Raw genomic sequence first — 19847 nt, forward strand, 5'->3', positions numbered from 1 at the left:
ACTATGACAGTTACGTGACAAACGCAGCTACGCGAAGCCTCATATTGCTACCCCGCCTAGCAGAATTCACTTGAGTAGACGCTTGATTGCTTCGGCATTGCTGGATGAGAAGCATTTTTCTGGTGCTGCTTCAGCGGCTAGCCATACATAGCCAAGGTGCTCGCGCGGCGACACAGTGATCGGCAATACATTGGGCAACACCAGACCGAATACATGCTCGGTATTCTCGGTCACACCTGGCGCATAGCGATGACGCCACTGCGGATAGATGGTGAAAGTATTTTGATAACCCCAATCATCAAGGCGAAAACATTGCGCATCCAGGCCGGTTTCTTCCTCCACTTCACGCACCGCGGTTTGGCGGAGACTTTCCTCACCATCACGGCTTCCGGTGACCGATTGCCACAAGCCGGGATGATCGGCACGTTCCAGTAGCAGCACCTGCAGGTCCTGGGTATAAATAACGACCAGCACGGAAACAGGCTGTTTATACGTTTGCTCCATGTACTTTCTCAAGGTTCGTAACGAATTGCCGTTATTATGATAATAATGGTATATAAATACCAAAACAAAACATAAAAAACATGGAGACTGAAGATGAATCCTGCACTCTGCTATATCCGTACCGCGCTCGGTCGGGACGAACTGCAACAACCCAAACTCGGCCTCAAACCACGTTGCCGGCAACTGCTGTTTGTACTGGATGGCACGCTATCAATCGCACAGCTAGGTCAGTCCATGCCTGGCATCAGCGATCTGGAAGGCACCTTGCAAGATATGCTGAAGCTGGGCTTGATTTGCCTCAGTAGCGACACCCCTGCCCCTGCCAAAACCGGTGTCAAAGAAAGCGCTGCAACCAGCAGTCACGATGATCTGGCAGAAAAGCTGGATCATGCCATGCATCACAGCACGGATAGTGGCAACCGTTTTGAGGATGCGAAGCGCCATGCAGCAGATATGATGACCGCACTGTTTGGCGCCAAATCCTCGCATGTGGACAAACTCGCACAAGCCAGCACGCAAGGCGAACTGCTGGCCGAGGTCGCCAAATGCAAGAAAATCCTCGGCGCTGTGGCGAGTGCATCCAAGGCACAACACTTCGAACAGTCGGTGCTCGCTGCGCTGCAAAAATAACCCCCCTATTTGGGGCGGAGAAGCGTTGCTACGCCTTTGCTGGTTCTATATTGCGCAGGCGGATGTGCAATTCTCGCAACTGACGCTCGTCCACTGCATTCGGTGCTTGCGTCATCAAGTCGTTGGCACGCTGGGTTTTTGGAAAGGCGATTACGTCGCGGATGGATTCCGCGCCCGCCATCAGCGCCACCAGACGGTCCAGACCGAAGGCCAGGCCGCCATGCGGCGGGGCACCGAATTGCAGGGCATCCAGCAGGAAGCCGAATTTCTCGCGCGATTCTTCCTGGCTGATGCCAAGCGCGCGGAACACGATTTCCTGGACTGATTGCTGATGAATACGCACCGAACCGCCTCCCACTTCCCAGCCATTCAGCACCATGTCGTAAGCGCGTGACAACGCAGCACCCGGGTTGCTTTCCAGCAGCGCTTCGTGACCCAGCTTGGGTGCGGTGAAAGGGTGGTGCAGCGCATCCCAGCGTTGCTCACCTTCGTTGTATTCAAACATCGGGAAATCCACCACCCACAATGGCTTCCATTCATTCACCGCATGGCCTTTTTCGTGGCCGACCTTGCTGCGCAGTGCTCCCAGAGCATCGTTGACGACACCGGCTTTGTCCGCGCCGAAGAAAATCAGATCGCCGTTGCCAACTCTGGTGCGCGAGATAATCTCGGCCAGCGCCGCTTCTGGCAGGAATTTGACAATCGGCGATTGCAGGCCGGTTTCATTGAGCTGGGTCACATCGTTGACCTTGATGTAAGCCAGGCCTTTGGCACCGTAGATTTTGACAAAATCAGTGTAGTCATCGATCTCTTTACGCGACAGCTCCGCACCACCGGGAACTTTCATTGCCGCCACACGGCCGCCTTGCATGTCCGCCGCACCACGGAATACCTTGAAGTCCACGGTTTTCATCAGGTCGGTGAGTTCGACCAGTTCCAGCGTCACGCGCATGTCCGGTTTGTCCGAACCATAACGGTTCATCGCCTCGCTGTATGGCATGCGCGGAAACGGATTGGGTAAATCCACGTCCATGACCTTTTTGAACATCTCGCGGATCATCGCTTCCACCAGATTCATGATTTCCTCTTCGGACATGAACGAGGTTTCAATATCCACCTGGGTGAATTCAGGCTGGCGGTCGGCGCGTAAATCTTCGTCGCGGAAACATTTGGTGATCTGGAAATAGCGGTCGAAACCGGACACCATCAATAACTGTTTGAACAGTTGCGGCGACTGCGGCAACGCATAGAACATGCCGGCATGCACGCGCGACGGCACCAGATAGTCGCGTGCGCCTTCCGGCGTGGAGCGGGTCAGCATCGGCGTTTCGATTTCCATGAAGCCGTTGACGTCGAGGTAGTCCCGTAAAGTCTTGGCCACGCGATAGCGCAGGCGCATGTTGTTCTGCATCACCGGGCGGCGCAGGTCGAGATAGCGGTGTGTGAGGCGCACATTCTCCGACAGGTTTTCGTCGTCGAGCTGAAACGGCGGCGTGGCAGAGGCGTTGAGTACCTCCATCTCCACTGCCAGCACTTCGATTTCGCCGGTTGGCAGATTGGGGTTGACCGTGCCTTCCGGGCGGGGGCGCACGCGGCCCGTGATTTTCAATACGAATTCGCTGCGCACGTCCTCGGCAATTTTGAAAGTATCGGCACGATCCGGGTCGCATACCACCTGCACCATCCCTTCGCGGTCGCGCAGATCAATGAAAATTACCCCGCCGTGGTCGCGGCGGCGATGGGCCCAACCACATAGTGTGATGGTTTGGTCTAGATGGGTGCGGTTTACGGAGCCGCAGTAATGGGTGCGCATGGTAATTTTGAATTGGAATTGTTGAAAAATTGAAGCTGCTTATGTGCTGGAATGATTGACCAGCGGATGTTTGTCAGGCGACGAGACGACTCCCATGGAAACAATGTACTTGAGCGCCACATCCACACTGATACCCAGTTCTATGGTGTCAGTTTTTTTCACAAAAAAATAAAAGCCATTCACCGGACTGGGTGTAGTAGGAATAAACACACCTACGTATTCGGCATCCAGGCTACCTGCCACATCACCGGGTATGTTGGTCTGAAATGCCAAGGACCACGCGTCCGGGTGCGGGTAGCGCACCAGCAGCACTTTGCGGAACGCCTCGCCCGACCCGGAAAACAACGTGTCCGACACCTGCTTGACGCTGTAATAGATTGATTTTACTACCGGAATCCGTCCCAGCAGGCTTTCCCAGAACAGCAGCAGGCGTTGACCTATGATATTGGCTGTCACCAGACCCGTCAGCAGAATCACCGCCAAAGTCAGCACCACGCCCAGACCGGGCAGATGCATCCCCAGCCATGCCTCTGGCCTCCACGCATGAGGCAGCAACAGCAGCGTCTGATCCATGCTGCCGATGATGAGATTGAGCACCCACAGGGTAATCCCCAGCGGCACCCAGATCAGGAGCCCGGTGATGAAGTAGCGTTTCATATTGACTTACTCTCGCACAGCCTGTGGTTGCGTCTGGTCAAGAACACGCCGGGCACGCTCCGGTACCGCAAGCCGGGGCTGGGGCAGCTTCTTCCTTCTTGGCAGGACTGCCCCCCTTGAAGTCGGTGGCATAGTAGCCATTTCCTTTAAGCTGGAAGCCGGCTGCGGTAAGTTGTTTACTGAAGCTCTCCTTGCCGCATTGCGGACACACCGTGAGGGCGGCAGCAGACATTTTTTGCATGACGTCTTCGGCGTGGCCACAAGCAGCGCATTTGTAAGCGTAGATAGGCATAGCAGACTCCTGAAAAAACGGTTAACAATTCAACCCGTTATTGTACATTAAGAATGTCTGATATATGGGTTTTTCAGGGCTTTACAAGTGCGGCAGCATTTTCGACAGCAACACGCGCAGTTTGGCCGGCCGCACCGGCTTATACAGCAGCGCATGGCCGCTGACCTTGATTGTACGTACTGATTCGGGAGCCGTATCGCCAGTGATCAGCACTGCCGGTATGTCCGCACCAAATATAGAGCGAAACCTTGCAATAACATCCAGCCCGATCTCCCCATCACGCAGGCGGTAATCGCAAAGCAGCACGTCTGGCGCCCGCTCCAATTGCGCCAGCGCATCGCAACCCCTGGTGGCCGAGACCACTTGCAATCCCCACCCGGTCAACAGACTACGCATAGCGGTGAGAATTTCCTCATCATCATCAATGACTACGACCAGCCCATGCAATTGCCCGGACAAGGTGCGTCGTCCGGAGTCGCGCAAATCCTCTACAACCGCTCCTGGTTCAGACTGTGCCACGCTAATGCTGAACACCGAGCCATGCTGCGGATAAGAGCGCAAACTCAGCGGGCAATCCAGTAGCCGTGTCACGCGTTCAACGATGGCTAACCCCAGCCCGAGGCCATTGCCGCGTGCGCGCTCGGGATTATGCAGCTGTACGAATTCTTCAAAAATATCCTGCTGGCGATCCTCTGGAATACCTCGGCCGCTATCCCATACCTCGATCAATACCCGCGCATTGCGTCTCCGACAACCCACTACCACGCCGCCGGAATCTGTGTAGCGCACCGCATTCGACACCAGGTTGAACATCACGCGCTGCAATAGCAGCGGGTCGGTATGCAACAAAGCTCGACTCGGCACTACCAGCAGCTTCAGTCCTTTGGCCTCAGCCTGATGAGTAAATTCGGTGCGTATCCGATCAAGCACCCGGTTAACCGGAAATACCCGCTCGTGCACTTCCAGCACACCCGCATCGAGCCGGGAAATATCCAGCAGGGAATTGAACAAACCTTCCATCGCAGCCACCGAAGCTTCGATGTTAGCCAGTATGCGCAGCTGTTCAGATTCATGGAGTTCATTCTTGAGCGCAGCGAGAAACAGCCCCAGCGCATGGATGGGTTGGCGCAGGTCATGGCTGGCTGCAGCCAGAAATTTGGATTTGGCAATGTTGGCGTGCTCGGCAGCTTCCTTCTGTTCTGCCAGCGCGGCAGTCGCCTCTCGAATACGCTGCTGCATGCCTACCCGCGAGGCGGTGAGATCCTCTGTCATCTGATTGATGCCAACTTGCAGCGCGCCTAGCTCGCCCCCGGCGTCATGCTCCACGCGTGCGTGCAGATTACCGGCACCGATGGCGTGCACCACAGCCAGCATTTCACGAATCGGTTTTGTCACGTTTCTCGATAAACGTAACGCCAGCGCAATGCCTAACATCATCACCAGCAGGCAAATACCCGCACTGGTCAATAACGTGGTGCGATTGATGGCCGCCAGATGCTGCAAAGAGACGCCCACTCGCACCCAGCCGATGCGACGTCCGGATGTATCCGGCGCATTCTCGTGCAGGGTAAACATGTCTGTAGCGTGCAGAGGAGCCATATCTATGGGCGCAGTAAAAACCAGCCTGTCGCCGACTTCCATCGGCTCAGTCGCACCCTGCAGGGCGGATGGCACCTCCCCGGCGGAAGCAAGCAGTTTGAAACGCGTATCGTAGATGGCCGCAAAATCCACCCCTGTCTCGGCATGCTGCGCGTTCAGCAGGTTTTGCAAAAACTTCTGATTGTAGGTAACCACGCCGTATTCCGCCGCAGTCGCCAAATAGCGTGCCTGAGCAGCGCCACGTTCGCGTAGCGCCTGCTCGGCATCCTGGATACGGCTATAACTGAAATACACGCCAAGAAGCACTGCGGTGATCAACACCGGCAACACACCCAATAGCATCGCATGTTGTCGCAAACCCCACCGGTTCACGGCTGGGGCTCCGCTTGCAAAGCAGCATACAGCTGTGCATCCGCCGGGATGGTGAGCGACAGGGCGCGCGCCACATTTCGGTTAACCATCACACTAAAATAACGCGGTGGCTGAGGTGGTGGCAACACAAAGGGCTTGCGGCGGATTATTTCGGCAATCTGCCGGCCGATCTGCTCCGGAGTGGAATAGACCGCGAGCAGCGCTCCCGCTTTGACCAGTGCAGCCGAATAACCCAGTACCGGCCTGCGTTGACGATAGGAAGTCAGGATCAAGCTCTGCAAACTGGCGCGATTCACCACTTCGACATCCGGCAGCAGCAGCAATGCGTCGCTATGCAGCAATACTGCGTCAATATCCGGAAATAGTGTCGTGACGTTATCCAATGTTTTGGTCACCAGTTGCAAGCGGCTGTCCTCGGCGGCTTCCTCCAGCATATCCCGCTCACTCAGTGTGGCTGATCCCAGCAACACACCGACCTGTTTTATATCAGGTAGCGCTGCATTCAATAGCCGAAATTGGCGGGGGTAGGGCTGATCCAGGCTCACTGCACTAAACTGGTGGCGGCGTGCTCGCAATACCAGTTCGCGCAGGATTTTCTCGTAATGCTGACGTGGCAACAAACCGGCCAGTACCGGGGCGACCCCGGGCGAACGGGCGAGCGCTTCGGTAGCTTTCACACCCAAAGGAACCAACAAGGTATCGGCACCAAATCCACTATCACGCACCTCATTCATGCTCAATATGCGCAGCGCGAGCTTCCCATCAGCTTCTGCCAGGCCGCTGCTTATTGCTGCTGCGGCCTCCAGATACGGAGCGCTTCGTTCGGATAACACCAGCACCACTTGGCGTGCGCAGCCCTCTGTCACAAACCCCATACACAGCAGCACAGCCAGCCACAGCTGTAAGGTGTCCGGCACTAGGTAGAGGCGCTTGCCCATTTCTGTTGGTTTTTCCCCGCATCGGTTCTTGGTTTCGACATCCTGTCGTTTGTTTCGCCACCTCTGCAGGATTGTCATCTGTGAACGGGGCAGCGTGTAGCTTCGCGATGGTCTAGGCCATTCGAATTAGTCCATTTGATACAGCAATTCATTGATTTATCTAAAACTAGACCGAATGGTGGATTTCCATTTTCCTCTTGGCGGGGATAATTACGGTGTCGACTCGCACTGAGCCTGTCGCAACAGGATAAATTTGATTTGGTAAGAAATAACAAACAACAACAGCCAATCAACCCAGCTCACAACATGGCATAAGTAGTGCCACTCAGACTGCCGCTTAACCCCCATTCTCTATCTGAAAATGGGGGTTCTTTTTTTGTCTTGCCGTTTCATTTTACAAGAGCGCGGGTTACCCGCCGTTGCCCATGGCGCAAAAGATCGTCAGTCGTGCAAACACGCCTACAACAATTTGCGCCGCTGCGCTTCCATCACTGCTTCGGTGCGGTTATTCACTTCCAGAGTGCGGAAAATACCGGCCAGATGGACTTTGATGGTCCCTTCACCCAACCCCAATTCACGCGCAATGAGTTTATTGGGCTTACCCGCAGCGAGCAGTTTGAGCACATCCATTTGGCGTTCGGTCAAACAACACGACGTTTGGCCCCGTGAAGTAGCCTGGGGAGCAGTCATTACTTCCGTGGCGGCCAACTCGTGATCCATCACCAGCGGCGGCAAGTAAATGCCGCCCGACAATACCAGGCGTATTGCCGAGAGCATGACCTGGCTGGAGGAAGATTTCGGAATATAGCCCAGCGCTCCGACATCCAGGACTGCCTGCACGTTGGGCCGCGATTCGGAACCCGACAATACCACTATCGGCACATCGGGATGAGCAGCCTGGAAATGAATGACGCACTCGACGCCAGTTACGCCGGGCATGTGCAGATCGAGCAATGCGAGATCGATGTCCTCATGTTGATTGGCGTGTGCGATGGCCTCCTGACAGGTTCCCGCTTCCAGCACTTCAACATCCTTCCCCATCTGCTGCAGCAGATGGCGTGCACCTTCACGAAACAGCGCATGATCGTCGGCCAGAATAATTTTCATCGGCTACCAGCCCAGTGTCAACGTCACAAAAGCACGGCGTTCGAAACGCATTTCCGGCCTGAATTCACTATACGGGCCATTCAGGCTCTGTCCTACCAGCGCCAACTCGGCCTCGTGTGCGCCATCGCGCCAACGTTTGGCGAGACGCGCGTCCACCCGTTCGTAACGATGCACCGGGTCGCCCTCGCCCAGCCAGGTCATCGCCGCCTCCTGATAATAGCCCATGCTGGCCTGGTATCCGCCAATGAATTCCTGGCTGATCAACAGACTGGTCTGATGGCGTGGCACGGAATAGCGTGTATCTTCATCGGCAGAACGTGCCTTGGTCCAGGCTTGGTTGAGCACAATCAGGCTGCCTTCCAGCGGACGCCAGCGCAACTGGAACTCCGCCCCGGTGAGAGTGGCGCCATACAGGTTACGGTTGCTAGTGTAGCCATTGTAAGGATCAAGAACCTCGGTACCGGCTGGGAAGTATTGCTTGACCTGGCCTATCAGCCGACTGTAACTATCGTGAAACACCCGTGCATCGACCGTCAGCCGAAGTTTGTGAAAATCACCCACATAACCGATTTCACGCGACAGCACCTGCTCTGAATCCAGTCCGCCGTTGTTCAGAGCCACCTGATTGAGCAGAAGTCCATTGTATGTATAGCGAAAATTGGCGCCTTCCTCAACTGGCGTGGGCGAGCGGTAACCCCGGCTGATACTCGCACGAACAGCGTGGTCAGGATTGATCAAATAATTCACGGCCACGCGAGGAGAGAGTGTGGTGCCGCCGTAATACTGCTTCTCCAGCATGGCACCGGATTGGAGCAACCAGTGGGATGTGGCATGCCACTCGCCATTGATGAACAATCGATACAAATTTCCGCCCAATGCTTGATTGGAGCCAAGATAGCTAGCTGAAGTAACCTGATCGCGCCGCGCCTCGGCACCCCATACCAGGCGCACATCCTGGCGCAGGTTGGTAATCATCTGAAACTCAAGGCTATCGCGATAAGCTTCATAGTCAAGATTGACAGGATAATTGAGTGTAGGTGGCAAGGGTGGGGGCAAAAACGGGAGCGCTGGCGGCCCCAGGAATACATTCCACGCTTCGCGCACGCGGTTATGAGAATGATTGAATTGCAGCGACCATTCGCTGTTGGCATCTGGCGCGCGACGGAATTTCATCTGCACGAAATCGCTCACCGAATACTGATCATGTGCGGGATACGAGAAATCGTTTGGGAACCCCTTCTGCCATTTACCCTCGCTATATCCCGCTTCGGTACTGAGCTCATCCGAGGTATTCAAGCGATAATCCGCACGTACGTTGACCAGTCGGTCCCGCGACAGATCTGGCAGGGTGTTATAGCGTTCATCCTGCTTCTGCGCCACGGTAATACGGTAATCGAGAGCACCGCGCTGACCGCCGTAACGATACATGCCGTCACGCACGCTTTTGTCACCCATCGTTAAAGAAGCAGTGTTACCCTGGGTTTGAGAAGGATGCTTGGTAATGATATTGATGACTGCCAAAAAAGCATTCGGACCGTAGGTCGATGCGTTGGGGCCACGCACCACTTCGATCCGTTCGATGTCCTCGATCGCCAGCGGCAGATCACGCCAGTTCACCTGGCCAAAACCGACGTTGTAGATGGAGCGTCCATCCACCAGCACCTGCATGCGCCGCGAGTAGGCATCGCTCATGCCATGATAGGTCACCACCGGGATGTTGCCAGCATAGTTGGATACGCTAAAACCCGGCACCAACCGGAGCAAATCGGGAATCTCGCGAAAACCCGAGGCACGGATCATTTCCTGGTCAATCACCGTTACTGCGGCCGGCGCTTCCTGCTGGGGTTGCTGCAACCGCGAAGCGGACAGCACTACCGGCAGGTCGGTAAGGTAATCCGCCTCGGTGGGTAGTTGTTCTGTATCGGCCCACAACGGGCTACTCCCTGCCAGCGCGAGTCCTGTGAGCAGACGCAGGAATACTGATTGCATGCTTCCCCCTTTTTTTGCATTTTTTTTATTATTATTCAAACCGGATGATTAACTACACACGGCCGCCTATATACCTCTGGCCAAAACCTGTAGCAACACATAATCCACCTTGCCGGTGCCCAGCACCGGCAAGCTTTCCAGATATTCGAATCGGCGCGGCACCGCAATTTCCGGCATTCCCATGCTTCTCGCCGCTTCCAGCAGACGCTCGCGCGACAATCCCGGCGCCGTGGTAAACAACACGATCGCTTCACCGCGCTGTTCGTCCTGCACCGTTGCCGCACCATGTTGAAAATCCGGTTCCGCCTGGCCGGCAATAGCCTCGACCGTTTCCAGCGAGATCATCTCGCCAGCCACTTTGGCAAAACGTTTGATGCGGCCAACAATATGGACAAAACCGTCGTGGTCAATGTCGACGACATCGCCGGTATTGTACCAGCCCGACCCGACTTCTGACGCCGGCGGCTCCAGTACGCCGGGGTGCTCGACCCGGTAGTAGCCCAGCATCAGATTCGGCCCACGCACATGCAACACACCGCCACGATGGATGCCGGGAATCGGCACCACGCGTGCCTCAACGCCTGGTAACAAATGTCCCACACTGCCGGGATGATTATCCGCCAAAGGATTCACGGCCAGCACCGGCGCGGTTTCAGTCGCACCGTAACCTTCTATTAGCTCAATGCCAAATTTGCTGCGCCAGGCCTCGCGCACCGACTCGGCCAGTTTTTCCGCGCCTGCCACTACGATACGCAAGCTGCGAAAATCCTCCGCCGTGGCGTATTTCGCGTAATTGCCAAAAAAAGTACTGGTGCCAAACAACACCGTCGACCCACTCTCGCGAATCATCTCCGGGATCTGTTTGTAATGCAGCGGCGTGGTATAGAGCCTGTTGGACACGCCGGTCAGCAAAGGCAGCAACACCCCGGCCGTTAGTCCAAAAGAATGAAATATTGGCAACGCATTGAAAAATTTCTCGTCCGCAGAAAAATTGATGGCTGCGCAGATTTGATCCACATTGGCGAGCAGCGCCCGATTGGACAGCACCACGCCTTTGGGCTTGCCTTCCGACCCCGAGGTAAATAGCACTACCGCTTGACTATCCGCATTTCCTGGTCTGGCTGCGCGCGCTGGAAACAACATCGCATAGCCCATCAGCCACGCCTTATCCAGCCAGCCGAATCCGGCACGCATATCTTCCAGATACACGAGGCGCACCTGTTCGCCCAGAACGGCAGCCTGTTGTTCGAGCTCGGCAGTTTTGAGAAATTGTCGCGAAGTAATGACGGTTTTCACCTGCGCAGCAACGCACGCATCGAGCAGATTTTGTACACCTGAGGTGTAGTTGAGCATCGCCGGTACACGCCGGAAGGCATTCATGCCCAGCACCAGCCCAACCGTGCTGGCGAGGTTGGGCATCAACACGCCGACATGTTCTTCCGGCGCGGTGATTTTACTCACCAGCCGTCCCAGCGCCAGCGTGAGCTTGAGCAGCTCCCCGTAGCTGTAGCGTGGCTGACGAATGTCCTCCAGCGCCTGACGCTCTCGGCCAAACCGCGTCAGGGTATCGAGAAAACGGGTATAGAGACTTTCTGTTGCGCCCGGCTCGACAAATTTAACCTGGGCTGCGGCTGCCATCAGAACGGAATATCGTCTTCCATATCGTCAAAGCTGGAGCCGCTGGATTTGGCCGGGCCATTCGATGCAGGGGCTGGGCGTGCCGCGGCAGGACGACGGCTCTCGCCGCTATCGTTATCCATGCTGGCTGAACCGCTACGGCCACCCAACATCTGCATTTTGTCGGCCACAATCTCGGTGGTGTAGCGTTCCTGGCCTTCCTTGTCGGTCCACTTGCGGGTCTGGATGCGGCCTTCCACATACACCTGGCTGCCTTTTTTCAGATATTGGCCCACCACTTCGGCGGTTTTTCCGAAAAACGATACGCGATGCCATTCGGTTTTTTCCTGCTTCTCACCGTTTTTGTCTTTCCAGTTTTCAGTCGTCGCCAGAGTCACATTGGCGATGGCGTCGCCGCTCGGCGCATAGCGCACCTCCGGGTCCTTGCCCAGATTGCCTACCAGAATTACCTTATTGACCGATGCCATTATGTTGTCTCCCCTATCAAATTAAGCGCGCCCTGCTCATCCCAACCGTGCAGCGCGACTTTCAGTATGGCCACACCCTCTTCGGCAATCACCGCGGCTTCCATCACGCCTGACAACGCGCCAAGATGGCGGCTAAGCTGCCCGGCCTGATGAGTATCCATCGGACCGACATGGAACATGCGGGTTTTCACTGCGGGCGGGGTGCGCATTCCTACCGCCGCCACCAGCCATGCCAGCATCAGCCCCGAACTGAACATGAACACTGCGGAAAACCCGTAGTGTTGCGACAGCCAGCCGCCCATGGCGCCCCCGAAAAACAATCCTAAAGACTGGGACGTATTATACACCCCCATTGCGGTCCCCTTGGCAGTGGTCGGCGCAAGTTTGGAGATCAATGACGGTAGTGAGGCTTCGAGTATGTTGAACGCAACAAAATACAATATGAGCGCGGCAACGATACCCCAGAAATGATGCATGCTGGCCGCCATCCCCAATTGAGCAGCCAGCATGGTCGCTATCGCCGCAACGAATACCTGTTTCAGCTTGCCGCGCGTCTCGCCATAAATAATGGCCGGTATCATCAGCGCGAACGACACCAGCACTACCGGCAGGTATATCTCCCACTGGTGGTTGATATCCAGATTACTGGTGTTGCGCAGCGCAAAGGGCAGCACTACAAACATCCCCATCTGCGCGGCATGCAAAGAAAAAATGCCGAAATTGAGGCGCAATAGCTGGATATCCTTCAACACGTCGCCAAGCCTTGCCGGGTTGGTCTCGGCATCCGCATGAAAGTGGCTGACCAGTGGATCAGGGACGCCCCATTTGACCACTGCCAAGGCTGCAATGGAGAGGACACCTGTCATCGCAAAAATTCCCGGCATCCCGATAAACTGATACAACGCGGGTCCCATTACCAGCGAGGCCGCAAAAGTCACCCCTATCGTGCCGCCGATCATGGCCATTGCCTTGGTACGATGCTCTTCACGCGTCAGGTCGGCCAGCAGTGCTGTAACCGCGGCGGAAATCGCTCCGGCACCCTGAATCACGCGACCCAGAATAATGGTCTCGATCGTTGTTGCATTGGCGGCGACAAAACTGCCAATGGCAAACAGGATCAGCCCGAAGTAGATCACGCGCTTGCGTCCGAATTTATCCGAGGCAATGCCAAACGGCAATTGCAGCAGCGCCTGGGTCAGTCCATACGCTCCCAATGCCAGGCCGATCATGGTGTGATTGGCACCGCCAGGCAGGTGCTCGGCATACAGCGCGAATACCGGCAAGATCAGGAACATTCCCAACATACGCAGTCCAAAGATACTGGCCAGGCCAATACTTGAGCGCAACTCGGCGGGGGTCATTTTTTCAGATGGCAGCATGGATTTGGGCACACTCTCAAAAGTCGGTATATTAACAGGTTAGCCTTTTCCGATTAATGCGGAAAAAGCATTTAACCACGGGATGCCAGCTCTTTTTGAGCAGCCCGCGCCCCGCTGGTTCCATTCACTCAGGAATATGCAACCCGATGGAATACATCCGCATTCGCGGTGCCCGCACCCACAATTTGAAAGACATCAATCTCGATCTGCCGCGCAACCAGCTGGTGGTGATTACCGGCCTGTCCGGCTCGGGCAAATCGTCGTTGGCGTTTGACACGCTTTATGCCGAAGGTCAGCGTCGCTACGTAGAATCGTTGTCTGCCTATGCGCGCCAGTTTTTGCAGTTAATGGAAAAACCTGACGTGGATCTGATCGAGGGACTGTCGCCCGCCATTTCCATCGAGCAAAAGGCCACCAGTCATAATCCGCGCTCTACCGTGGGCACCGTCACCGAAATCCACGACTACCTGCGCCTGCTCTTCGCTCGCGTCGGTACGCCGCAATGTCCCGATCACCATATCGAACTCGCTGCACAAACCGTTTCGCAGATGGTGGATCATGTGCTGGCTCTGCCTGAAGACACCAAGCTGATGATTCTTTCTCCTCTGATCGTCGGACGCAAGGGCGAACACCTGGATCTATTCGATGAATTGCGCGCGCAGGGCTTCGTGCGCGCACGCATTGACGGCAAGGTTCATGAAATGGATGCGCTGCCCAAACTCGACAAGAATAAAAAACACACCATCGAGGTGGTAGTGGATCGCCTGAAGGTGCGCGAGGACGCCAAACAGCGTCTGGCCGAATCGTTCGAGACCGCGTTACGCCATGCCGATGGTCGTGCATTGGCAGTGGAAATGGATAGCGGCAAGGAAACCCTGTTCTCGGCACGCTTCTCCTGCCCGGTGTGCGATTACTCACTCCCGGAGCTCGAACCTCGCCTGTTTTCATTCAACAATCCGATGGGCGCCTGCCCCAAGTGCGACGGACTGGGAGCAATCCAGTATTTCGACCCCAAGCGCGTGGTGGCTTTCCCGCACTTGTCGCTGGCGTCCGGCGCGGTAAAGGGCTGGGATCGACGCAATCAGTTTTATTTCCAGATGCTGCAAAGCCTGGCGCTGCATTATGGCTTCGACCTGGAGACACCGTTCGAAAAACTGCCTTACCCGATCCAGCAAATTCTGCTTCATGGCGGCGACAAGGAAAAGATCGCGTTCCGTTATCCCGGCGAACGCAAACCGCGCAGCCATGCTTTCGAAGGCATCATTGCCAACCTGGAACGACGCTACCGCGAAACCGACTCCAGCGTGGTACGCGAAGAGCTGGCCAAATACCTCAACAACAAGCCTTGTCCGAGCTGCGCTGGCACCCGTCTGCGCCGTGAGGCACGCCATGTGTTCGTTAACGGCCAGACCGTGTATGCGCTGTCGGCACTGCCGTTGAAGCAGGCGCAGAGCTTTTTCGAAACCTTGAAATTATCTGGCAACAAGCAAGCGATCGCCGATCGCATCATCAAGGAAATCGCTGCGCGGCTGACCTTCCTCAATAATGTCGGTCTGGAATACCTGTCGCTGGATCGCTCCGCCGACACCCTTTCCGGGGGCGAAGCACAACGCATCCGCCTCGCCTCGCAAATTGGTTCCGGGCTGACTGGCGTGATGTATGTGCTGGATGAGCCTTCCATCGGCCTGCACCAGCGCGACAATGAACGTCTGCTCGGCACCCTGAAACGTCTGCGCGACATCGGCAACACCGTGATCGTGGTGGAGCATGATGAAGACGCCATCCGCCTTGCCGATTACGTGGTGGATATGGGCCCCGGTGCGGGCGAACATGGCGGCAGAGTGGTGGCCGAAGGAACACCCGCCGATATTCTCGCCAACCCTGCTTCGCTCACCGGCGATTATCTGTCCGGACGACGCAGCATTGCTCTGCCCGCAACACGGCGGACACCCGATCCGAAGCGCATGCTCATCCTCACCGGCGCCAGTGGCAATAACCTGAAAAATGTCACCCTTGAACTCCCTGCCGGACTGCTGGTGTGCGTCACGGGCGTATCCGGTTCAGGCAAATCAACGCTTATCAACGACACCCTCTATGCCGCGATGGCGCGGCACCTGTATGGCTCCGCGGCAGAACCCGCGCCGCACACCGATATCCAGGGTCTGGCGCTGTTCGACAAGGTCATCAGTGTCGACCAAAGCCCGATTGGGCGCACTCCGCGTTCCAACCCGGCAACTTATACGGGGCTGTTCACCCCGATTCGCGAGCTGTTCGCCGGCGTGCCGTCAGCACGCGAGCGCGGTTACGGCCCGGGACGTTTTTCCTTCAACGTCAAAGGCGGGCGCTGCGAGGCCTGTCAGGGTGACGGGGTCATCAAGGTGGAAATGCATTTCCTGCCGGACATTTACGTACCCTGCGACGTCTGCCACGGCAAACGCTACAACCGTGAGACCCTGGAAATTCAGTACAAAGGCAAGACTATCCATGAGGTGCTGCAAATGACGGTGGAGGATGCCCACGCCTTCTTCAGCGCCGTACCGGTGGTAGCACGCAAGCTGCAAACGCTGCTAGACGTTGGTCTGGGCTACATCCAACTGGGCCAGGCTGCCACCACCTTGTCCGGCGGCGAAGCGCAGCGCGTCAAGCTGTCGCTGGAACTATCCAAGCGCGACACCGGACGCACCCTGTATATCCTCGACGAGCCCACCACCGGCCTGCATTTCCATGACATTGATATGTTGCTCAAGGTTTTACATCGCCTGGCAGACCAGGGCAACACGGTGCTGGTGATCGAGCACAATCTGGATGTGATCAAGACAGCTGACTGGGTAGTGGATATCGGGCCTGAGGGCGGTGACGGCGGTGGACAGATTCTCGCCGCCGGTACCCCCGAGCAAGTCGCTGCCAATCCGGCAAGTTATACCGGACAATATTTGAAACCCATTCTGAAGCGCAAAAAATAAAATGCAGCCACATCACGCACGCGAATTACTGATTGCCTCGTTTCATGCCGCGCTGGCAGGGGCTGATCCGCAACGGCTGGTGCCGCCTTTTTTACCCATCCCCCCGGAGGGACGCACGCTGGTACTGGGGGGAGGCAAGGCTGCCGCCAGCATGGCGTACGCGGTGGAAGCGCACTGGCCTGACAGTGCGCCATTACAGGGATTGGTTGTCACACGTTATCAGCACAGCCTGCCCACCCGGCGCATTGAAGTCATTGAGGCCAGTCATCCACTCCCCGATGGGCGGGGCGCCGAGGCTGCACAGCGCATGCTGGCTCAGGCCGCCTCTCTTGCCGCTGACGATTTATTGCTCGCCTTGATATCCGGCGGCGGCTCCAGCCTGATGGCCTTGCCGGTTGCCGGAGTCAGCCTGAAAGCTTTGCGTGGGGTTACTCGCGCACTGGTCAATTCCGGTGCGACCATCCAGGATATCAATACGGTTCGCAAACATCTCACCCTGCTTGCTGGCGGTCAATTGGCACGTGCTGCCGGGGCTGCGCGAGTACACGCGCTGATCCTGTCCGACGTTGTTGGTGATGACCCTACGCACATCGCATCTGGCCCGTGCTGTGCTGATCCCAGTACGTTTGCTGACGCACTCGCCATCCTTGATCGTTTCCGTATCGAAGCCGATCCCGCCATCCTGACATATCTCCAGCGCGGCGCCGCGGGCGAGTATGCGGATACCCCCAAGCCTGGGGATAGCTGTTTGCTGCGAACAGTCAACCACGTCATCGGCAACGCCAGCCAGATGCTCCGCGCAGCAGCTAATTATTTTCAGGCACAAGGGGTCAAAGTGATTATTGTCAGCGAGGCGGAAACGCAATCCTCGCAGCAAGTTGCTCAGGCACACGCGAATCTGCTGCGTCAAATATTGGCCGACAACACCGCGCGTCCACTCGCATTATTATCCGGCGGTGAGACCACGGTCGCGACTGATGGCAGTGGCCGTGGGGGGCGTAACGCCGAATACCTGCTGGCGCTGGCGATCGAATTGCGGGGCATGGATAGCGTCTACGCACTGGCTGCTGACTCCGATGGTATCGACGGAACCGAAAACAATGCCGGCGCACTGATCGGTCCGGATACACTGTCACGCGTTCAAGCCCTTGGGCTCAACCCCGAAAAGCTACTGCAGAGCCACGATAGCTACACTTGCTTTTTCGCCTTGAACGACTTGCTGGTGACCGGACCCACGCTGACCAATGTCAATGATTACCGCGTCATACTGATAGGCTAGTTCGGCTTGAGTACACTCACCTCATCTCCCACCTGCAAGTTGAAATCTGATGCCGCACTTCCGCGATTGACCGCCAGTTCAAGCAAACCCACGCTGTTACTGAACCAGAACCCTTGGCCTCTGCCGAGCCTTCCGAAAGTCTCTCCGTGGACCAATTCCATGCCATGCACACTCACCCGACTGTGGGGCGAGATACCTGTTGCACGGATGCCGGTAAACGCATTGCCATAGTGGTCGATATAAATGATCCGTGCCAGATCGCCAATATCGAACTCCACTTGTAGTGTTTTGGCAGGCGATAACTTGTGTGCCGGGAATTCCCCGCGCGCAATTTCTGCTGCTATCACAGCAAACAGGTCGCGCCCATGAAAGGTGCTGGATAGTGATTCCGGCTGCCACTCTATTTTCCATATTTTGGCTTGTGCATCGCGCCCTGCAACGACTGACAGCAGACCATTGTCAGGGCCTACATACCAGTGGCCGCCTGCAGTAACGACTGCACCAGCGCGTGCGGTGCCTACTCCGGGATCCACCACTGCCAGAAATACGCTGCCCGGCGGAAATCCCGCTGCGAAAGCTGCCAGCAGGTGCGCGCCAGCATGGGCATTGAAGTCCGGCGAGTGATGCAGCAAATCCACCACCAGCTGGCCTGGCGCTTCAACTGACAGGCGCGCCTTGACCTGCCCTACATAAGGATCAATCGCGCCGAAATCACTGAACAATACGATCATGACAAACCTCGCATAGGGATTAAACCGACACTATGCGGAAAACAAAAAAGCCGGGCAAGCCCGGCTTTTTTGTAAGCATTTCAAACTTATTCTGCTGCTTCGACTACGCCCGCATCCTCTGCACGATCTACCATCTCGATCAATGCCATGGGTGCGTTGTCACCATCACGGAAACCGTATTTAAGAATGCGCAAATAGCCGCCGTTGCGGGCAGAAAAACGCGGGCCGAGTTCATCGAACAGCTTGACGACCATCTCACGATCACGCAAGCGGTCGAAAGCGAGGCGACGATTAGCCAGTGACGGCTTTTTACCCAAAGTAATCATGGGCTCAGCAACACGACGCAATTCCTTGGCCTTGGGTAACGTGGTTTTAATAACCTCATGACGCAGCAAAGCATTGGTCAGGTTGCGCAGCAGTGCAGCGCGGTGGCTGCTGGTGCGATTCAGTTTGCGATTGGCGAGACGGTGACGCATCGTTATATTCCTTCTGCTTAATTACGGCTTCTCGAGACCTGCGGGTGGCCAGTTCTCGAGCTTCATTCCCAGGCTGAGGCTCTTAGAGGCCAGCACGTCTTTAATTTCGTTGAGCGACTTGCGACCCAGATTTGGCGTCTTGAGCAACTCTGTCTCACTGCGCTGAATCAAATCACCGATATAATAAATATTCTCGGCTTTCAGACAATTAGCAGAACGCACAGTCAACTCAAGATCGTCCACCGGGCGCAGCAGCATGGGATCAACCTGTGCAACTTTTGGCAACTCGGCAGCAACTGGTGTCCCCTTCAGATCAGCAAACAACGCTAGCTGATCGACCAGAATACGGGCTGCATAACGCACTGCCTCTTCCGGTTCGATGGTACCGTTGGTTTCCACATCGAGTACCAGCTTGTCCAGATCGGTACGCTGTTCGACGCGAGCGCTTTCCACAGCATAAGCAACGCGACGTACCGGGCTGAACGAAGCGTCTAACTGGATGGCGCCAAGAGTTTGCGTGTCTTCTGGCTGGCGGCGTACGGAAACCGGCTGGTAACCGCGCCCCTGCTCAACCTTGATTTCCATGTCCAGTTTGCCACCTTTGGTCAGGTGGGCAATGACATGATCCGGGTTGAGAATTTCCACATCATGACCAGCTTCAATGTCGCCCGCTGTCACCGCACCTTCGCTGGATTTTTTCAGCTTGAGCAACACTTCACTACGATCATTTAACTTGAGCGCGATGCCTTTCAGATTCAGCAATATGTCAACGACGTCTTCCTGCACACCTTCCAGAATCGAATACTCATGCAATACGCCGCTGATGGAAACTTCAGTCGGTGCAGCGCCGGGCATGGACGACAACAGGATACGGCGCAGGGCATTGCCCAACGTATGTCCGTAGCCGCGCTCGAACGGCTCCATGATGACACGGGCACGTAACGGCGAAACGGTTTCTACGTCGATGATACGGGGCTTCAATAAATCAGCGGTACTGCTTTGCATAAACGGTG

Annotated in this window: 17 protein-coding genes; 3 read left to right on the top strand and 14 right to left on the bottom strand. The window is 56.1% G+C overall.

All coding sequences use genetic code 11. From position 1 onward, the window contains the following. Positions 1 to 66: 66 nt before the first annotated feature. Positions 67 to 504 carry a dihydroneopterin triphosphate diphosphatase gene (gene nudB, locus EI185_RS10575; protein ID WP_124705112.1) on the bottom strand — a complete coding sequence of 146 codons (438 nt, stop codon included), beginning with the start codon at positions 502 to 504 and terminating at the stop codon, positions 67 to 69. Between the two features lie 93 nt (positions 505 to 597). On the opposite strand from nudB, the gene EI185_RS10580 reads away from it, so the two are divergent. After that, positions 598 to 1134, top strand: coding sequence for a hypothetical protein (locus tag EI185_RS10580; RefSeq protein ID WP_124705113.1), 537 nt, complete (start codon positions 598 to 600; stop codon positions 1132 to 1134). A 28-nt stretch (positions 1135 to 1162) separates the two neighbouring features. Here EI185_RS10580 and aspS read toward each other — a convergent pair whose 3' ends face one another. From aspS to EI185_RS10630, 10 genes are all read right to left on the bottom strand, one after another. Next, a complete protein-coding gene (aspS, locus tag EI185_RS10585) occupies positions 1163 to 2947 on the bottom strand; it encodes an aspartate--tRNA ligase (protein ID WP_124705114.1) in 1785 nt (594 codons plus the stop codon). Between the two features lie 39 nt (positions 2948 to 2986). Beyond that, positions 2987 to 3604 carry a DUF502 domain-containing protein gene (locus EI185_RS10590; protein WP_124705115.1) on the bottom strand — a complete coding sequence of 206 codons (618 nt, stop codon included), beginning with the start codon at positions 3602 to 3604 and terminating at the stop codon, positions 2987 to 2989. A gap of 37 nt (positions 3605 to 3641) precedes the next feature. Further along, positions 3642 to 3896, bottom strand: a complete 255-nt coding sequence (locus EI185_RS10595; protein ID WP_124705116.1) for an FmdB family zinc ribbon protein — start codon at positions 3894 to 3896, stop codon at positions 3642 to 3644. An 81-nt stretch (positions 3897 to 3977) separates the two neighbouring features. Then, on the bottom strand, positions 3978 to 5867 hold the full coding sequence (locus EI185_RS10600) for an ATP-binding protein (protein WP_124705117.1): 1890 nt from the start codon (positions 5865 to 5867) through the stop codon (positions 3978 to 3980). Beyond that, positions 5864 to 6805, bottom strand: coding sequence for an ABC transporter substrate-binding protein (locus EI185_RS10605; RefSeq protein WP_189836372.1), 942 nt, complete (start codon positions 6803 to 6805; stop codon positions 5864 to 5866). Before EI185_RS10605 ends, EI185_RS10600 begins: the two co-directional genes overlap by 4 nt. A 459-nt stretch (positions 6806 to 7264) precedes the next feature. Next, entirely contained in the window at positions 7265 to 7912 is a 648-nt protein-coding gene (locus EI185_RS10610) for a response regulator (protein WP_124705119.1), read from the bottom strand. 3 nt (positions 7913 to 7915) lie between these two features. Beyond that, positions 7916 to 9901: a TonB-dependent receptor plug domain-containing protein gene (locus EI185_RS10615; protein ID WP_124705120.1), complete on the bottom strand. Its 1986-nt coding sequence runs from the start codon at positions 9899 to 9901 to the stop codon at positions 7916 to 7918. 66 nt (positions 9902 to 9967) lie between these two features. Then, complete coding sequence (locus EI185_RS10620; RefSeq protein WP_124705121.1) at positions 9968 to 11539, bottom strand: AMP-binding protein; 1572 nt, start codon at positions 11537 to 11539, stop codon at positions 9968 to 9970. Next, positions 11539 to 12006, bottom strand: a complete 468-nt coding sequence (locus tag EI185_RS10625) for a single-stranded DNA-binding protein (RefSeq protein ID WP_124705122.1) — start codon at positions 12004 to 12006, stop codon at positions 11539 to 11541. The genes EI185_RS10620 and EI185_RS10625 overlap by 1 nt, the downstream gene beginning before the upstream one ends. After that, positions 12006 to 13385, bottom strand: a complete 1380-nt coding sequence (locus EI185_RS10630) for an MFS transporter (protein WP_223247784.1) — start codon at positions 13383 to 13385, stop codon at positions 12006 to 12008. Before EI185_RS10630 ends, EI185_RS10625 begins: the two co-directional genes overlap by 1 nt. A 146-nt stretch (positions 13386 to 13531) precedes the next feature. Here EI185_RS10630 and uvrA point away from each other — a divergent pair, with 146 nt between their 5' ends. Then, a complete protein-coding gene (uvrA, locus tag EI185_RS10635) occupies positions 13532 to 16348 on the top strand; it encodes an excinuclease ABC subunit UvrA (protein WP_124705123.1) in 2817 nt (938 codons plus the stop codon). Position 16349: 1 nt separating this feature from the next. Then, complete coding sequence (locus EI185_RS10640) at positions 16350 to 17627, top strand: glycerate kinase type-2 family protein (RefSeq protein WP_124705124.1); 1278 nt, start codon at positions 16350 to 16352, stop codon at positions 17625 to 17627. Here EI185_RS10640 and EI185_RS10645 read toward each other — a convergent pair. The 3 genes from EI185_RS10645 to EI185_RS10655 all read right to left on the bottom strand — a co-directional run bounded on the left by EI185_RS10645 (position 17624) and on the right by EI185_RS10655 (position 19839). Beyond that, positions 17624 to 18358: an SAM hydrolase/SAM-dependent halogenase family protein gene (locus tag EI185_RS10645; RefSeq protein WP_124705125.1), complete on the bottom strand. Its 735-nt coding sequence runs from the start codon at positions 18356 to 18358 to the stop codon at positions 17624 to 17626. The two genes, EI185_RS10640 and EI185_RS10645, sit on opposite strands and share 4 nt — an antisense overlap. An 86-nt stretch (positions 18359 to 18444) precedes the next feature. After that, positions 18445 to 18834 carry a 50S ribosomal protein L17 gene (gene rplQ, locus EI185_RS10650; RefSeq protein WP_124705126.1) on the bottom strand — a complete coding sequence of 130 codons (390 nt, stop codon included), beginning with the start codon at positions 18832 to 18834 and terminating at the stop codon, positions 18445 to 18447. A gap of 21 nt (positions 18835 to 18855) precedes the next feature. After that, positions 18856 to 19839 (bottom strand): DNA-directed RNA polymerase subunit alpha, encoded by a 984-nt coding sequence (locus tag EI185_RS10655; RefSeq protein WP_124705127.1) that lies wholly within the window; start codon positions 19837 to 19839, stop codon positions 18856 to 18858. Between the last annotated feature and the right edge of the window lie 8 nt (positions 19840 to 19847).

The sequence above is a fragment of the Sulfuriferula multivorans genome (assembly GCF_003851125.1).
In the GTDB taxonomy this organism is placed as follows: domain Bacteria; phylum Pseudomonadota; class Gammaproteobacteria; order Burkholderiales; family Sulfuriferulaceae; genus Sulfuriferula; species Sulfuriferula multivorans.